This is a genomic window from Mitsuaria sp. PDC51 (genome assembly GCF_900113225.1).
GTDB lineage: Bacteria > Pseudomonadota > Gammaproteobacteria > Burkholderiales > Burkholderiaceae_C > Roseateles.
The window spans coordinates 307398-323175 of sequence record NZ_FOZE01000003.1 but is presented as its reverse complement, the minus strand read 5'-3'; the positions used below and the strand labels follow the sequence as shown (position 1 = coordinate 323175).

Here is a 15778-nt window from a genome sequence, read left to right as displayed (position 1 = left end):
AGTCATGCGGCGCGTGCTCATGGTGTCCTTCCAGTTCCCGCCGATGGCGGGCAGCAGCGGCGTGCAGCGCGCCTTGCGCTTCGCGCAGCAGCTGCCGGCGCTGGGCTGGTCGCCGAGCGTGCTGACCGCGCATCCGCGCGCGCATGCGCACACCGGCGACGACCTGCTCGAAGAGATCCCGCCGGAGCTGCCGGTGCGCCGGGCCTTCGCGCTGGACGCCGCGCGGCACCTGTCGATCGGCGGCCGCTACCCGGGCTTCCTGGCGCTTCCGGACCGCTGGCACAGCTGGCTGCTGGGCGCCGTGCCGGCCGGCCTGCGGCTGATCCGCCAGACGCGGCCCGACGCGATCTGGAGCACCTATCCGATCCCGACGGCGCACCTGGTCGGCTACTGGCTGTCGCGCCTGAGCGGCCTGCCCTGGGTCGCCGACTTCCGCGACCCGATGGCCCACGACGGCTACCCGGCCGATCCGGTGCTGTGGCGCAGCTTCGCCGCGGTCGAGCGCAAGGTCTTCGCGCGCGCGGCGCGCTGCACCTTCACCACGCCCGGCGCGGCGCGGCTGTATGCGCAGCGCTTCCCGGCCGCCGCCGACCGCCTGCGCGTGATCGAGAACGGCTACAGCGAGGCCGCCTTCCAGCAGGCCGAGCGCGCCGTGCGGATGGAAGGCGCGAACGCCCCGCCCTCGACGGCTGCAGCGCCCGCCGCCGGCCCGCGCGTGTTGCTGCACAGCGGCGTCGTCTATCCCGACTGGCGCAGCCCGGCGCGCCTGTTCGAGGCGCTGGCCGCCGCCAAGGTCGCGGGCCGGGTCGACGCGGCGCGACTGCGGCTGCGGCTGCGCGCGACCGCGCATGACGACTTCGTGCTGGCGCTGGCGCGCCGGCTGGACGTGGCCGACCTGGTCGAGGTCGCGCCGCCGCTGCCCTATGCCGACGCGCTGGCCGAGATGCTGCGCGCCGACGCGCTGCTGCTGCTGCAGTCGAACGACTGCAATGACCAGATTCCCGCCAAGGCCTACGAGTACCTGCGCGCGCGCCGCCCGGTGCTGACGCTGGCTGACCTGGCCGGCGACACCGCGCAACTGATGCGCCGCGCCGGCCTGCCGCGGATCGCGGCGCTGGAGGACGGCCCCGGCGTCGCGGCGGTGCTCGATCGCTTCCTCGATGACCTGTTCCATGGCCGTGCCGCGCTGCCCGCGGCTTCGGCCATCGCCGCCGCCTCGCGCGAGTCGCGCACCGGCGAGCTCGCCCGCGTGCTCGACGAAGCCTGCGCCCCCCAGATGCCCACCGCCGAGGCCCGCCCATGACCCCGACGACACCCCACACGCCGACCACGTCGCCCCTATCCACCAACGCCCGCTGGACGCTCATCCCATTGCCGGACGCGGCCGCCTTCGCGCCGCACGCCGCCGCCTGGGATGCGCTGCAGGCGCGCGTGGCCGGCCTGCCCTTCCTGGAGAGCGCCTTCCTCACGCCGCTGCTGCGCTCCTTCGGCACCGGCCGCGAGCGGCTCGCGCTGTTCGGTGACCCGAAGGCGCCGCGCGCCGCGGCCATCGTGGCGCCGCGAGGCGCCGGGCAGTGGTCGACCTTCCAGCCCTCGCAGCTGCCGCTGGGCGCGTGGCTGAGCGACGCCGGCGCGCCGCTGGAGGCCCTGGCCGACGGGCTGCTGCGCGCGCTGCCGCTGTCGGCGCTGGCGCTGGGCCTGACGCAGCTGGACAGCCTCTTCCATCCGCGCGCCGACGATGGCGCGCGCTGGCGCGGCCAGGACTACATCGACACCGCCTGGGTGGACCTCGCCGGCGACTTCGAGACCTACTGGGAAGCCCGCGGCAAGAACCTGCGCCAGAACCTGCGCAAGCAGCAGAAGAAGCTGGACACGGCCGGCACGGTCACGCGGCTCGAATGCCTGACGCGGCCCGAGGACGTCGCGCCGGCGCTGGTGCGCTACGGCCAGCTCGAGGCCAGCGGCTGGAAGGGCTCCGAGGGCACGGCGATCGCGCCGGGCCATCCGCAGTACGAGTTCTACCGCGCGATGCTGGAGTCCTTCGCGCGGGACGGCCGCGCGCGCCTGTACCAGTACTGGTTCGACGACGCCGTCGTCGCGATGGACCTGTGCATCGAATCGGGCTCGAAGATCGTGATCCTCAAGACCGCCTACGACGAGGCGCACAAGGCGGTGTCGCCGTCGACGCTGATGCGGCAGCTGCAGTTCCAGCAGCTCTTCGAGGCCGCCGCCGCGGGCGGGCCGATCCGCCGCATCGAGTTCTACGGCAAGGTCATGGAGTGGCACACGCGCTGGACCGCCGACGCGCGTCCCATCCACCACGCCACGCTGTACCGCTGGGGCTGGGTGCCGCGGCTCAAGCAGTGGCTGCGCCGCGGCCCGGCCACCGCGACCGCGCAGCCGGCCGAAGCCGGCCCGGCCGCCGCCGAAGCGCTGGCACCGACGGCCTCAGCCACGACGGCGCCCGCCCCGACCGGTGCGCCGGTCAACACGCCCCACGCGGGCGCCGCGACGGGCGCGCCGGGCGCTTCGTCCGCACGGGCGGAGTCCGCGCCATGAAGGGCGACGCATGAGCAAGTCGCCGACCGTGCGCGGCGCGCTGGCCTGGTCCTTCGCCGAGCGCTACCTGAGCCTGCTGATCACCGTCCCGACGACGATGATCCTGGCGCGGCTGCTGACGCCGACCCAGGTCGGCGTCTATTCGCTGTGCGCGGTGGTCACCAACCTGGCGTCCATCCTGCGCGACTTCGGCGTCAGCGAATACCTGATCCAGGAGCGCGAGCTCGACCGCGAAAAGCTGCGCAGCGCCTTCACCATCACGCTGCTGATGGCCTGGGGCATCGCGCTGGCCATCCTGGGCGGCCGCTTCCTGCTGGCCGACTGGTACCACGAGCCGCTGCTGGCCGACCTGCTGCTGGTGCTGAGCCTGAATTTCGTGATGCTGCCGCTGGCCTCGCCGACCTTCGCGCTGCTCAACCGCGAGATGGCCTTCCACCAGGTCTTCATCGTCCAGGTCAGCGCCAATGCCGCCAACGCCGTCACCAGCATCGCCCTGGCCTGGCGCGGCCATGGCGCGATGAGCCTGGCCTGGGGACCGGTGGCCGGGATCGCGGTCCAGGTCGCCGTGCTGGTCTGGCTGCGGCCGCGTGACGCGCTGCTGCTGCCGCGGCTGCGCGGCGTCGGCCGCCAACTGCGCTTCGGCGCGATGTTCACCGGCTCGCGGCTGGTCGAGTCGGGCTCGCGCAACGGCCATGAACTGATCATCGGCAAGGTCTTCGGCTTCACCGCGCTGGGCCTGTTCAGCCGCGCCACCGGCTTGATCGACCTGCTGGCGCAGACCGTCAGTTCCGCGATCCTGCGCGTGGCCACGCCCGCGCTGGCCGCGGACCACCGCGCCGGCCACAGCCTGGTGGCGCCCTACGCCAAGGGCACCGCCATCTTCACCGGCATCGCCTGGCCCTTCATGGGCGGCGTGGCGCTGCTCTCGGGCGACATCATCGCGCTGCTCTTCGGCCCGCAGTGGCACGAGGCCGCGCCGCTGGCGACGCTGCTCGCGCTGGCCGGCCTGCCCTACGCGCTGACGATGCTGGCGCCCAACGCGCTCGCGGCCACCGGCCAGATCCGCCGCCGGCTGTCGGTGGCGCTCTGGTACGGGCCGACGCACCTGGCCTGCGTGGGCCTGGCCGCGCTGTGGAACCTGCATGCGGTGGCCGCCGTCTTCGTGATCGGCAACCTGGTGCAGGTCGCGATGTACACCCGCCACCTGACCGAGGTGCTGCAGGCCCGCCCGCGCGAGCTCTTCGGCCCGAGCACCGTCAGCGCGCAGCTCGCGCTGGGCTGCTGCGCCGGCCTGGGCCTGGCGCAACTGGCCAGCCACGAGCTCGGCCTGCCGCTGGTGCCGCGCCTGGCCCTGTGCGTCGTGGCGGGCGCGCTGGCCTGGCTGGGCTGCGCCACGCTGCTGCGGCATCCGGCGATGACCGAGGTGCGACGCGCCCTGACCCATTTGCGGAGCCGCCATGCCTGAGCTGACCCCGTCCCTGCCCGCGCCGGTGGCGCCGGCCCCGAGCCGGCGCGGCGAAGCGCTGCGCTGGGCGCTGTTCCGCGCGCTGGAGCGCCTGAGCGACCTGCGCGGCAACAACACGCTGGGCGCGTTCGCGCTGACGCCGGCCGACGCGCGCGGCCCGGCGCTGTGGTTCTACGTCACCACCATCGGCGAGCTCAACGCGGTGGCGCCGATGATCGAATGGCTGACCGCGCAGCGCCCCGACCTGCGCCCGGTGCTGATCACCGAGCACGCGCATTACCGCGAGGCCTACCTGGCGCGCCTGCCGCAGGCGGTGGTCTGCATCAGCCGCGGCCACAGCAGCGACGCGCGCCGGCTCGCGCGCGTGCTGCCGCCGGCGATGCTGGCGCTGGCCGAGATCCCCTGCCTGCCCTCGGAGGCGCCCTGCCGCTTCTCCTACGCCTTCCTGCGCGAGGCGCGCCGCCGCGGCGCCGCCACGCTGATGCTCAACGGCTGGCTCTATCACTACGACCCGCCGGCGCGGCTGGACCAGCTCGAGCGCCGCCTGCTGGAGCGCGACTTCCTCGGCGCCTTCGACCTGCTGTGCGTGCAGGACGCCGAGACCGCGCGCGCGCTTGAGGCCCGCGGCGCGCCGCGCGAGCGGCTGCAGGTCACCGGCAACATGAAGTTCGATGCGATGCGGCGGGCCGACTGGCGCGTCGAGCAGGCCACGCACAGCCCGCGCCTGCTGGGCGAGCTGCTGGCCACCGACCGTCCGGTGATCGTGGGCGGCTGCGTCACCGAGCTGGCGGAGCAGCGCCAGGTGCTGGGCGCCTTCGAGCGGCTGCGCCGCACGCATCCGCGCGCGCTGCTGATCCTCGCGCCCCGTCATCCGGAGAACCTCGAGCGCATGAGCGCCCTGCTGGCGCAGCTCGGCGAGGCCGGCTTGGTGGTGGCGCGGCGCTCGCAGCTGGAGGACGGGCCGCTGGCGCCGCAGGTGCAGTGCCTGGTGCTGGACACCGTCGGCGAGCTGCGGGACTTCTATGCCGCGGCGAGCGTCGCGCATGTCGGCGTCGACCACAACGTGCTGGAGCCGCTGGGGCTCAACAAGCCGCTGACGATCCGCGGCGGCTGGGACACGACCTATCCGTCCTACCCCGTCTACCGGCTGCTGCGCGACCGCGGCGTGCTGCACGAGTGCGATGACGAGGCCAGCATGTGCGACTACTGGCTGGCCGCCATCGACCGCGCCCCGCGCATCGCCGAGGACCTGCGGCGCACCGAGGAGGCGCTCGCGTCGATGCGGGGTTCGGTGGCGCGGCATCAGGCCGCCTGCGCGGCCTGGATCGGGCGGCGCTGAGCCGGCAGCGCCAGAACCCGGGCCGCTCGACGAATCGACGAATCGACGAATCGACGATTCGGTGACTCGGTGACTCGTGACTCGATGGCCCGGTGCCCCGACCTCAGGGGCGCCGTCGACGACTCCAGCCCGTGATGCCGCTCAGCGGCCCGGGCGCAGCGCGTCCCGGGTCGCTTCCAGGTAGGCGTGGCCGTTCATCGTGTCGGGCTCGAGGTGGTTGCCCTCGGCCCATTCGTTCCAGGCATTGATGAACACCACCTGGCGCTTGGGCGGCTGGTGCTGGCGGGTCCAGGCGAGCGCCGCCTCGAGCCAGCGCCGGTAACGCGCCGGCGTGTTGTTCATCAGGATGGTCGCGCCGGCCGAGCGCCGCGCGCTGTTGTCGAAGCCGGGGCTGACGCAGCGCAGGAAGGGATAACGCGGCGCGGGCTTGGCCAGCACGCCGTCGACCATGCGCTGGTAGTCGAAGAAGTTGTGCTCGCCGTAGGCCTTGGGCAGCAGGCCCAGCGCCATCAGCAGCCGCGATTTCCAGCCGGTGAAGTGCCGTCCGCCCAGGCGCCGCCAGTCGGGCGCGAACTCGATCGACAGGTCCAGCCCGACCTCGCGCGGATCGGCGCCGGAGCCGCTGCCGCTCCATTCGAACTGGGCCAGCGTCAGCTCGCCGACGCCCTCCTCGCGCGCGATGCGGCGCCAGGTCTCGAGCGTGCGCCGCGGATCGGGCAGGTGGTCGACCTTGTAGACGATGAACAGCGGCTTGCCGTCGATGCGGATGTAGCGCGGATCGCGGAAGTGCGGCAGCAGCGTGCGGATGTGGGCCTCGTCGTCCTCGTCGGAGTAGCGCTGCTGCATCAGCATCTCGCGCTCGCTGCCGTTCCAGGCGCGGCTCCAGTTCTCGTTGGCCCAGGCCAGGCAGTAGGGGAAGTCCGGCTCGCCGCTGGCGCGGATCTCCTCGACCGGGCGCTCCAGCAGGCGGTGGCCGTTGAACCAGTAGTGGTAGTAGCAGAAGCCGCCGATGCCGTACTGCCGCGCCAGCGCCGCCTGCGCGGCGCGCGCCTCGGGCAGGCGCAGGTCGTAGAAGCCGAGCTCGCCCGGCAGGTGCGGCTGGTGATGGCCCTTGTAGAGGGGCCGCGCCTTGGCGACGTTGCGCCACTCGGTGAAGCCCTTGCCCCACCAGGCGTCGTTCTCCGGGATCGGGTGGAACTGCGGCAGCACGATGGCGATCGCCAGCGGCTCGTCGGGCGAGGACGCGGGCAACGATCCGGCCTCCACCGGGGCGCTGGAACCAGCGGTGTCAGCGGCGCCGACGGCATCAGCGGCGGCTGGCACGGCAGCGGCGACGGGCGGCTGCGGCGTGGCGAGGGCATCAGGGGTCATGCGGCTCATCGGACAGCGGGAGCTTGCAGCGCCTCGCGCCATTGGGCGGCGATGGCGCGCGTGGAGTAGTCGCGCTCGATGGCGGGCATCGCGGCGCGGGCTCGGGCGGCCAGCGGGGCCGGGTCGACGAGGTGCTCGGCGAGGCGGTCCCACTCGTCCAGCGCGCAGAACGCGCGCCAGGGCTGGTAGTCGGGCAAGGGATCGGCCATCACCGGCACGCCCTGGGCCAGCGCCAGCAGCATGCGGTTGTTGCTCTTGGCCATCGTGAAGGCGGTCATGCGGGCCGGCAGCAGCACCAGGTCCTGCTCGCCCAGCAGCGACAGGAAGTGCAGCCGGTCCCAGGGCCGGTAGCGGTGCGGGAAGGCGGCGCGGCCCAGCAGCTCGCGGTAGCGCTGCTCGGAGTTGCTGACCACCGTCAGCCGCAGCGGCTGCCGCCGCGACGCGGCTTCCAGCAGCGGCAGCAGGCGCTCGAGCTCAGTCATGCCGCCGGTCGCGTAGGCGCTGCCGTGATTGCCGAACCACATCAGCTGCCGGGCCTGGCGGCGCTGCGCGCGGTGCTCGCGCAGTTCGCGCCAGGCGCGCCAGTGGCCGCTCCAGCGGCCCGGATGCAGGCGATGCGGCAGCGATTCGAAGTCGCGCGCCGCCGCCGGCGTCTCGACCGGATCGCCGACGACCCGCACCGGCGCGGCGGTCCGCAGGTCCGGCGGCAGCTCGGCCTCCAGCAGCGGCTTCAGGCCCGGCGAGGAGACGGTGAACAAGCTGAACAGCGGTAGAGCCTCACGATAGGCGGCCAGCAGTTCGGCGCGGGCCGGGTCGCCGGATTCGTTCAGGAAATAGTTGTCGAAGCTGTCCAGCACCAGCCGGGCGCCGCGCTCGCGGGCCTGGGCCAGTTGCGCGGTCCGCGCGCGCAGCGCGCCGGGCGATCCCGCGTCCAGCAGCCACTTCGCCTGCACCACCAGCACGCCGCCTGACGGCAGCGCCGGCGATGGAGCCGCCGGATCCAGCACGCGCGACGCCAGGCCCGAGCGCCGCAATTCGCGGCTCGGCATCAGGCAGCGCAAGCGCACGCCGGCATAGGCCGGGTTCAGCGCGTGAGGCATCCAGTGAATCTGCAAACCGGCTCCAGCACCCGCCACCGGCGGCGGGCAGGCCGCGATTGTGCGGCATGGCCGGGACGCGGACCCCGCCCGCGCTCCCCGCGAACCCAGGGGTCCGCGCGGGTGGAAGCGCCACGTTTCCACGACAGAATCCCCCAGCCCGCGCGCGCACCCTTTCCGCACCGCGGTCGGACCCCGGACCGCCCAGAACGATGACGAGCACCGCCCTTTTCCTCTCCACCGGACAACCGGCCCTGCCGGGCCTTCCCGCCGACGCCCCGGCCGCGCAACGCGACGCCGCCTGGCAGACGCTGCTGTCGGCGACCGATCCGGTACCGGCGCTGGCGCAGGTCGGCGGCCGCTTCTCGGTGGCCTGGCGCCAGCCCGGCGGCCGCACCGTGCTGGCGACCGACCGCTTCGGCATCGAGCCGCTGTGCTATCGCATCGTCGGCCATGAACTGCAGGTCGCCACCCGCGCGGACGACCTGGCCGGCGACGAGGCCGACCTCGATCCGCAGGCGCTGTTCGACTACCTCTATTTCCATGTCATCCCGTCGCCGCGGACGGTCTTCCGCAACATCTTCCGCCTGCCGCCGGGGCATGTGGGCATCTTCGAGCGCGGCGAGCTGCGCGTGCTGCCCTACTGGACACCGACCTTCCGCGCCGAGCCCGCACCGCGGCTCGAGGACCTGAAGGACGAGTTCCGGCAGATCCTGGAGCGCTCGGTGCAACGGGCGATGCAGGCGCCGGACGCGGCCTGCTTCCTGAGCGGCGGCACCGACAGCTCGACGGTCGCCGGCATGCTGAGCCGCGTCGCGGGCCGGCCGGCGGACACCTACTCGATCGGCTTCGAGGCCGAGGGCTACGACGAGATGGCCTTCGCGCGCATCGCGGCCAAGCACTTCGGCTGCCGGCACCACGAGTACTACGTGACGCCCCGGGACCTGGTCGACGGCATCGCCAAGGTCGCGACCCACTACGACCAGCCCTTCGGCAACAGCTCGGCGCTGCCGGCCTACTACTGCGCCCGGCGCGCGCACGACAACGGCGTGCGGCACCTGCTGGCCGGCGACGGTGGCGACGAGCTCTTCGGCGGCAACACCCGCTACGCCAAGCAGACGGTGTTCTCGTGGTACGGGCGCGTGCCGGGACCGCTGCGCGACTTCGTGCTGCAGCCGGTGTTCGGCTCGCCGGTGGGCAAGCTGCCGCTGCTGAAGAAGGGCGCGAGCTACATCGACCAGGCCCGGGTGCCGATGCCCGACCGCCTGCAGAGCTACAACCTGCTGACGCGGCTGGGCCTGGGCGAGGTGCTGGAAACCGACTTCCTGCGACGCGTCGACCCGCTCGGGCCGCAGAAGCAGCAGCGCCAGGTGTGGAACGCGATCAAGACCGGACGGCTGGTCGACCGCATGCTGGCCTTCGACTGGCGCTACACGCTGGCGGACACCGACCTGCCCAAGGTGGTGGGCACGACCTCGCTGGCGGGCACCTCGGTCGGTTTCCCGATGCTGGACGACGAGCTGCTGGCCTTCTCGGAGCGCCTGCCGGCGGACTACAAGCTCAAGGGGCTGAAGCTGCGCTGGTTCTTCAAGGAGGCGCTGCGCGGCTTCCTGCCCGACGAGATCATCGTCAAGAAGAAGCAGGGGTTCGGCCTGCCCTTCGGCGTCTGGGCGACGCGCGACGCGCAGCTGCGCGCGCTGGCGGAGGATTCGCTGAGCAGCCTGGCCACGCGCGGCATCGTCCGGCCGGCCTTCATCGAGAGCCTGCTCAAGCAGCGACTGCCGGAGCACCCCGGGTACTACGGCGAGATGGTGTGGATCCTGATGATGCTGGAGCAATGGCTGCGAGGGCGGCGGCCGAACTATCGGCTGTGAGTCTCGGCAACTCCAGCTCCCTCAGCCACACCGCGGCTTGTGCGTCCTCCAACACGTAGGGGCCGTCGCCGCTCCACACCAGGTTGGCCTCGCAGAGCCGGGTGAGCGCAGCGCGGATGTCGCCCGGCGAGGTGGGCCGCGCCGGCGTGCCCGGCATCGCTGCCAGCAGCGCCGAGATCCGCTCCCCCGCCGCCGGAAAGAACGGCGCGAAGGACGGCCCTGCCTCCGCCATCGATCGCAGCACCGCCTGGTCCAGCGGATCCAGCTTCATCAGCCGATGCAGGAACTCCTGCCGCTCGGCATCGATGTGCCGGCGTGCCATCCGCAACAGCAACTGCTCCTGGCTCTCCGCGGTGGTCGCCACCCGGGCGCTGGCAGCCTGGCAGGCGATGTGGAACACCTCCGGCCGGCGCAGGCAGATCTCGAAGGCCTGGCCCATGGCGTCGAGCGCGGGGAGAAAGGCCGGCGCGTGGGCGGCCCGCTCCCATTCGAAGTAGTCCTCGCCCCCCAAGGTCGGCATCGCCTTCAATGGGGCGCAGTAGAACGCCTCATGCTTGTAGCGGACCAGCCGCTCGATCTTCGCGTGGTGCGAGCCGGTCATCAGCAGCCGGAACATCAGCAGCTCCCGATTGCTCAACTGGTCGCGTGCCGACTTGAGCATGAACATCACTTCGCGCCCGTAGGCGGTGGTCTGCGTGTGCTGGGCTTCGTCGACGATCAGCACGACGGTGCGCCGCGTCAGGTTCGAAAGGCGCTCCAGCGATTGGCGCAGGGAGGGTTGCAGCGCCGGCGCCGGGGCGGCCTTGTCCATGTCGAGTTCGAGGCCCGGCACCTTCAGTCGGGACAGGCGGAACCGCTCCAGCACCGCTTGCGCCGCGGATTTGCGCGCCTTCAGCGCGCGGGCCACCAGTCCGACGATCACGGCGCCCGGGTCCTCGGCGCGGTGCTCCCAGAGGTCGGCGTAGAGGACGAGCGCGCGATGCTGACGCTCGAGTGCGGGAATCAGGTCATGGCGGATGAAGGTGCTTTTCCCCGTGCGGCGGGGCGCCGTGAGGAACATCCCGGAGGCGTAGGAGCGCGACAACAGGCTCGCGGCCAGATCCTCGGCCAGCGCCGGACGGTGGAAGACCCGCTCATCGATCGCGGGGCCAGCTCGGTGCTCCGGCTCGCGCGCCGCGCGGATGCGATCAAGGATGCGATGAAGGACTTGCAGCATGGATTCACCTCCAGGCCGTCCATTCTTGGGCCGCCAGCGCGCGGTGGATTTCACCCAGGCCGTGTCGGCCGGTCGCTCGTTGCGCGGCGCCGACGATCGCGTGATCCACTACTTTGCGTGATTGCGCCCATCCACTGGCGCCCCCTCGAGGGCGCGCGCTCAGACGACCGCCGCCGGCCCGCCCATCCGCGCGTTGCGCATCATGCGGGCCGCGAACATCGCGGTCGAGCGCCCCCAGGGCGTGTAGCGCGGCAGCTGGAAGCAGTCCGCGCCCGGCAGCGCCACGCCGGCCGCGGTGCTCACCGCGGCCTCGAAACCCAGCTCGCGCAGCATGGCCGCATGGCCGGCGTCGTAGTCGCGCACCGGCCGGCCGTTCGGATACGCGAAGCTGCGCACCGGCCGGCCCAGCAGCGCGGCCAGGTGGTCGCGCCCGGCGCGCACCTGCTCGCGCGCGCCGTCCGGCGTCAGCGTCGTCAGCACCGTGTGGTCCACCGTGTGGCCGCCGATCTCATGGCCCGCGTCGGCCAGTTGCCGCAGCTGCGCGTCGGTGAGCATCAGGTCGTCCGGCATCGGGCCCACCGGCAGCGCCGCCAGCATCCGCCGCAGCTGCGCCTCGCGCTCGTCCGGCGCCAGGTACTTCAGCTGCACCTGCAGCGCCGACACCGCCTTCAGCCGCTCCTCCACCGTCGCCACCGGATGCACGCCCATGCCCACCGCCGACAGGTCCAGCACCGGCCCCGGCACGCGCCGCACGAATTCGATCACCGTGTCGCTGAACATGCGGCCGCCGTTGAGGTAGCCGGTGGCGACGAACACGGTCGCGCGCGCGCCATGGCGCGCCAGGATCGGATGCGCCACGGTCCAGTTGTCGGCGTAGCCGTCGTCGAAGGTGATGCAGGCCGCGCGCCGCGGCAGGCGACGCTCGCGCAGCGCGGCCGCGGCGTCGCTGACCGTCATCAGCGTGAAATGCCGCGCCAGGAAGGCCACCTGCGCCTCGAAGCGCGCCGCGTCGATCTCGCCCGGGCGCAGCGCGTCGGGCGACGGCAGCACGCGGTGGTAGATCAGGATGCTCAGCGCGGACTCGCCGCGCGGCCAGCCCAGCAGGCTCAGCCCCGCCAGCATCAGACGCTCCCCCAGTACGGCGAATGGACGTCGCGCGGCAGCTGGCCCGCGGCGATCGCGGCCTGCTTGCGCTGCGCCATCTCGGCCGCGACGATCCGGTTCACCACCACGACGATCAGCACGAGGTAATACGGCAGGTCGAAATACACCAGGCTCAGGAAAGCCCCGCCGGTGGCGTAGCCGATCAAGCCCACCTGGCACATCGCCGCGAGGTCGCGCGCCCACTGCAGGTCCGGCTCGGCCTTGCTGGCGCGGATCGTCGCGCCGGCCAGTCGCCAGGTCGTCGCGAAGATGCCCACGAACAGCGCCAGCCCCATGAAGCCGTGCTCGCCCATCGCCTGGAAGTAGATGCTGTGGGCCGTCAGCGGGATCGACGGATCGGGCGCGTACTTCGCGAACACCGCCGCCCCCGCCACGGTGAAGCCGCCGCCGAACGGGAACAGGTCGGTCGCCAGCCGCCAGGCCATCTGCCAGGCGTTGATGCGGCCCATCGCCGATGCGTCCTGGTCGTAGGTCCTGATGGTCTCCATCCGGTCGGTCCAGCTGTCCGGCATGAAGACGAAGATCAGCGGCAGCGCCACCAGCACCACCAGTGCCAGCGGCAGCTTGTTGCGGCTCTTGAGCCACATGAAGAAGGACATCATCACGATCGCCAGGAAGGCCCCGCGCGATTGCGAGCCCACCGCCGAGGCCATGCACAGCAGCATCGCCACCGTCGCCAGGTGGCGCTGCCAGCGCTGGGTCGACTGCAACTGCAGGTAGCGGATCAGCGGCACCGTCATGATGGTCGCCAGCGCCAGCGAGTTGTTGTCCTCGATGAAGGAGCCCTCCGGCCCCCACACCCGCGCCGAGCCGCCCGACAGCACGGTGAACACGCCGCCCTTGATGCCGTAGTAGCCGATCGAGACCACCAGCACCAGCACCAGCCAGTCCAGGTCGCGGCGCCGCTGCACCACCAGCAGCGACACCAGCACCATCAGCAGCACCTTGAAGGCGCGCGACCAGAAGTGCATCTCCTTGTCGGGATAGAACGAGAACAGCAGGGGCGACACGCCGATCCACACGATCCAGATCCCCAGCAGGATCGTGACCGCGTTGACCGGGAACTTCACCAGCTTGTCGCGGTGGATCAGCAGGCTCAGGAACAGCGTCAGCGCGATCAGCATCGACCACGGCGCGTCGTGCGCGAAGCCGTAGGCCAGCCGGTGCGGGTTCATCACGCCCATCCACACCCAGCCCAGCACGCCCCAGAGCGGGTCCTTCAAGGTCTTGTAGATCAGGGCCGTGAACAGGCCCAGCATCAGCAGGTCACGCATGGCGCAGCTCCGGCGACCGCCGCGCGGCCAGGATGCGGTGGAAGAGATCAAGCTGCCCCTGCGTCGTCGCCTCCCAGCTGAAGCGCTCGGCATAACGGCGGGTCGCGGACCGGTCGCGCGGCGCGGCGCGCAGCCGGCGCACCGCCTCGGCCACGCCGGCGGCGCTGCGTTCGGGCATCAGTTCGCCGGCCTCGGGCGCGGCCACGACTTCGGGCGTGCCCCAGACCTTCGACGCCGCCACCGGCGTGCCGCAGGCCATCGCCTCCAGCAGCACGTTGGCCCAGCCTTCGCGGCTGGAGGCCAGCACCAGCGCGTCCACGCCGGCATAGACCTCGCGCAGGCGCGCCTGCGGCAGCGCACCCAGGAAGCGCACGCGCGAGTTCACGCCCAGCTGCACCGCGAGGCGGCGCAGCGCGCCCTCCTCGGGGCCGGCGCCGGCGATCAGCAGGTCGACGTCGGGCAGCTCGGCCAGCGCGCCGATCACCAGCTCATGGCCCTTGCGCTCGATGAGGTGGCCCACCGAGGCCAGCGTGAAGCGACCCGGCGCGAGCTGCAACGCGGCGCGCGCGTTCTCGCGTCCACCGGGATGGAAGAGCGCCAGATCCACGCCGTTGCGCAGCGCGGTCACCTTCGCCGCATCGGCGCCCAGCGCGACCAGCTCGTCCTTGAGCGCCTCGCAGACGGTGATCATCGCGTCGGCCTGCTGGGCCGCGCGCAGGATCAGCTTGCGCGGGAACGGGTACTCGGGGATGAGGTTGATGTCGGTGCCGCGGGCGGTGATCACCAGCGGCTTGTTCAGCGCCTTGGCGACGAAGGCCGCGGCCACGCCGTCGGGATAGAAGTAGTGCGCGTCGATCAGGTCGAAGTCATGGCCCCGCGCCTGCAGGCGCCTGGCTGCGCGCAGGAAGGTCCAGGCCAGCGTGTAGGGCGCGCTGCTCATGCCGACCTTGGGCAGGCGGATGAAACGCGGATGCTCGACCTCCAGGCCGTGGCGCGACTCGCGCGCCGGCGTGGCGGCGAACTTGCCGTACTCGCCGAAGCGCTCGCCCTTGAGCGGGAACCAGGGCACCGGCGCGATCACGCGCGACTCGGCCTGGCCCGAGGCCACCAGGTGGCGCAGGCGCGTCTCCACGAAGATGCCGTGGCTGGGCATCACCGCGCTCGGATACAGCGTCGAGAAGGTCAACAGCTTGAGCACGCTCAGACCCTCGCATCCGTGGGCCGGGCCGCGCCGGCCACGCCGCGGCCGGCCCGCAGCGACTGGCCCAGCGCGACCACGCGCTCGGCATTGCCGTGCCAGGTCAGGTGCAGGCGGCCGATGGTGGCGCGGGCGCCCTGCCCCAACTGCTCGCGCAGCGCGGCTTCCGACGCCAGACGCGCCAGGCGCGCTTCCAGCGCACCGGCCTCGGCGGGATCGAAGAGCAGCGCGTTCACGCCGTCGTCCAGCACTTCCTCGATGTTGGGCGTGCTCGGCGCGACGATGGCCTTGCCCAGCGCCAGGTACTCGAAGAGCTTGAGCGGCGAGGCATAGGCCACCACCGCCGGCTGCAGCGCGATGTCGAAGGCGGCCACGTGCGCCGGCACCTCGTCGCGCGAGACCACGCCGGTGAAACGCACGCGCTCGCCCAGCGCGAGCTCGGCGGCCAGCCGCTCCAGGTTGGCGCGCTCCGGGCCGTCGCCGACGATCAGCAGCCGCGCGTTGGCGGGCGCCGCGCCGGTGGCCATCCAGCGGATCACCTTGTCCATGCCGTGCCAGTCCCGCACGAAGCCGGTGAAGCCCAGCACCAGCGCGTCGTCCCAGCCCAGCGCGCGCTTGGCCTCGGCGGGCGAAGGCGCGGCGTCGAAGTGGGCCTCGTTGATGCCGTTGGGGATCACGACCATGCGTTCGACCGGCACGCCGCGCGCGGCGATCATCGATCCCAGCACCCGCGTCACCGGCAGCACCGCGTCGGCACCGCGCCAGACCGTGTCCTCGGCCCAGCGCGCGACGCGCGGCAGCGCCAGCCCGCCGAACTTGGCGCGCTCGTCCACCAGCGGCGCGTTCACCTCCAGCAGCAGCGGCAGGCCGAGCCGCTTCTTCAGCATCAGCCCGCTGAGCAGGTAGAGGTTGTAGCGTTCGTAGATCAGGTCGGGCTGGAACTCGCGCGCCGCGGCGGCCAGACGGCGATAAGCCACCAGCGAGTAGGCCAGCTCCAGCAGCTCGTAGACGAACTTGGGCAGCTTGGCGCGCAGGCGATGCACCCAGCCGGCGTCGTCGCCCATCTTCGATTTCTCTTCCGGCGCGGACTCGCCGCCCGGCGCGACGACGCGCACCTCGTGGCCGAGCGCGCGCAGCGAGCCGATCATTTCCTCGATGTGGACCGCCTGGCCATCCTTGGACGCGGTGCGATGGTGATACAGGATCTTCATGCCGTCTGCT

General features: G+C 72.3%; 12 protein-coding genes. 5 read left to right on the top strand and 7 right to left on the bottom strand.

Going from position 1 to position 15778, the window contains the following annotated elements:
* The first annotated feature begins 4 nt into the window (after nucleotides 1–4).
* From BM393_RS21925 to BM393_RS21910, 4 genes are read left to right on the top strand one after another with little or no spacing between them, the layout of a single operon-like run.
* Nucleotides 5–1303 carry a glycosyltransferase gene (locus BM393_RS21925; RefSeq protein WP_091732886.1) on the top strand — a complete coding sequence of 433 codons (1299 nt, stop codon included), beginning with the start codon at nucleotides 5–7 and terminating at the stop codon, nucleotides 1301–1303.
* Nucleotides 1300–2559 carry a GNAT family N-acetyltransferase gene (locus tag BM393_RS21920; protein ID WP_091732882.1) on the top strand — a complete coding sequence of 420 codons (1260 nt, stop codon included), beginning with the start codon at nucleotides 1300–1302 and terminating at the stop codon, nucleotides 2557–2559. The genes BM393_RS21925 and BM393_RS21920 overlap by 4 nt, the downstream gene beginning before the upstream one ends.
* 10 nt (nucleotides 2560–2569) lie before the next feature.
* Complete coding sequence (locus BM393_RS21915; protein WP_091732879.1) at nucleotides 2570–4024, top strand: lipopolysaccharide biosynthesis protein; 1455 nt, start codon at nucleotides 2570–2572, stop codon at nucleotides 4022–4024.
* Complete coding sequence (locus tag BM393_RS21910; RefSeq protein ID WP_091732877.1) at nucleotides 4017–5363, top strand: 3-deoxy-D-manno-octulosonic acid transferase; 1347 nt, start codon at nucleotides 4017–4019, stop codon at nucleotides 5361–5363. The genes BM393_RS21915 and BM393_RS21910 overlap by 8 nt, the downstream gene beginning before the upstream one ends.
* A 141-nt stretch (nucleotides 5364–5504) precedes the next feature.
* Here the strand turns inward: BM393_RS21910 and BM393_RS21905 are convergent, their stop codons facing one another.
* Both BM393_RS21905 and BM393_RS21900 read right to left on the bottom strand, forming a co-directional pair.
* Nucleotides 5505–6734 carry a glycoside hydrolase family 99-like domain-containing protein gene (locus tag BM393_RS21905; protein ID WP_091733827.1) on the bottom strand — a complete coding sequence of 410 codons (1230 nt, stop codon included), beginning with the start codon at nucleotides 6732–6734 and terminating at the stop codon, nucleotides 5505–5507.
* Between the two features lie 5 nt (nucleotides 6735–6739).
* Complete coding sequence (locus BM393_RS21900) at nucleotides 6740–7834, bottom strand: hypothetical protein (protein WP_141225434.1); 1095 nt, start codon at nucleotides 7832–7834, stop codon at nucleotides 6740–6742.
* 209 nt (nucleotides 7835–8043) lie between these two features.
* Between BM393_RS21900 and BM393_RS21895 the strand changes: the two genes are divergently transcribed.
* Complete coding sequence (locus tag BM393_RS21895) at nucleotides 8044–9705, top strand: asparagine synthetase B (protein WP_091732872.1); 1662 nt, start codon at nucleotides 8044–8046, stop codon at nucleotides 9703–9705.
* On the opposite strand, the gene BM393_RS21890 is transcribed toward BM393_RS21895, so the two are convergent.
* The 5 genes from BM393_RS21890 to BM393_RS21870 all read right to left on the bottom strand — a co-directional run bounded on the left by BM393_RS21890 (nucleotide 9599) and on the right by BM393_RS21870 (nucleotide 15768).
* On the bottom strand, nucleotides 9599–10921 hold the full coding sequence (locus BM393_RS21890) for an AAA family ATPase (protein WP_091732869.1): 1323 nt from the start codon (nucleotides 10919–10921) through the stop codon (nucleotides 9599–9601). The genes BM393_RS21895 and BM393_RS21890 overlap by 107 nt on opposite strands.
* A 159-nt stretch (nucleotides 10922–11080) precedes the next feature.
* Complete coding sequence (locus BM393_RS21885) at nucleotides 11081–12043, bottom strand: polysaccharide deacetylase family protein (RefSeq protein ID WP_091732866.1); 963 nt, start codon at nucleotides 12041–12043, stop codon at nucleotides 11081–11083.
* Nucleotides 12043–13359 carry a putative O-glycosylation ligase, exosortase A system-associated gene (locus BM393_RS21880; RefSeq protein ID WP_175538462.1) on the bottom strand — a complete coding sequence of 439 codons (1317 nt, stop codon included), beginning with the start codon at nucleotides 13357–13359 and terminating at the stop codon, nucleotides 12043–12045. Before BM393_RS21880 ends, BM393_RS21885 begins: the two co-directional genes overlap by 1 nt.
* The gene (locus tag BM393_RS21875; RefSeq protein ID WP_091733825.1) at nucleotides 13352–14512 is read right to left on the bottom strand and encodes a glycosyltransferase family 4 protein; all 1161 of its coding nucleotides are present in this window, start codon (nucleotides 14510–14512) and stop codon (nucleotides 13352–13354) included. Before BM393_RS21875 ends, BM393_RS21880 begins: the two co-directional genes overlap by 8 nt.
* A gap of 47 nt (nucleotides 14513–14559) precedes the next feature.
* On the bottom strand, nucleotides 14560–15768 hold the full coding sequence (locus BM393_RS21870; protein WP_091732862.1) for a glycosyltransferase family 4 protein: 1209 nt from the start codon (nucleotides 15766–15768) through the stop codon (nucleotides 14560–14562).
* Nucleotides 15769–15778: the final 10 nt, after the last annotated feature.

Bases quoted from the DNA above. Each gene is read 5' to 3' on its own strand.
- BM393_RS21925 (WP_091732886.1), top strand. From the start codon at position 5: ATGCGGCGCGTGCTCATGGTGTCCTTCCAGTTCCCGCCGATGGCGGGC.
- BM393_RS21920 (WP_091732882.1), top strand. From the start codon at position 1,300: ATGACCCCGACGACACCCCACACGCCGACCACGTCGCCCCTATCCACC.
- BM393_RS21915 (WP_091732879.1), top strand. From the start codon at position 2,570: ATGAGCAAGTCGCCGACCGTGCGCGGCGCGCTGGCCTGGTCCTTCGCC.
- BM393_RS21910 (WP_091732877.1), top strand. From the start codon at position 4,017: ATGCCTGAGCTGACCCCGTCCCTGCCCGCGCCGGTGGCGCCGGCCCCG.
- BM393_RS21905 (WP_091733827.1), bottom strand. From the start codon at position 6,734: ATGACCCCTGATGCCCTCGCCACGCCGCAGCCGCCCGTCGCCGCTGCC.
- BM393_RS21900 (WP_141225434.1), bottom strand. From the start codon at position 7,834: ATGCCTCACGCGCTGAACCCGGCCTATGCCGGCGTGCGCTTGCGCTGC.
- BM393_RS21895 (WP_091732872.1), top strand. From the start codon at position 8,044: ATGACGAGCACCGCCCTTTTCCTCTCCACCGGACAACCGGCCCTGCCG.
- BM393_RS21890 (WP_091732869.1), bottom strand. From the start codon at position 10,921: ATGCTGCAAGTCCTTCATCGCATCCTTGATCGCATCCGCGCGGCGCGC.
- BM393_RS21885 (WP_091732866.1), bottom strand. From the start codon at position 12,043: ATGCTGGCGGGGCTGAGCCTGCTGGGCTGGCCGCGCGGCGAGTCCGCG.
- BM393_RS21880 (WP_175538462.1), bottom strand. From the start codon at position 13,359: ATGCGTGACCTGCTGATGCTGGGCCTGTTCACGGCCCTGATCTACAAG.
- BM393_RS21875 (WP_091733825.1), bottom strand. From the start codon at position 14,512: ATGCCCAGCCACGGCATCTTCGTGGAGACGCGCCTGCGCCACCTGGTG.
- BM393_RS21870 (WP_091732862.1), bottom strand. From the start codon at position 15,768: ATGAAGATCCTGTATCACCATCGCACCGCGTCCAAGGATGGCCAGGCG.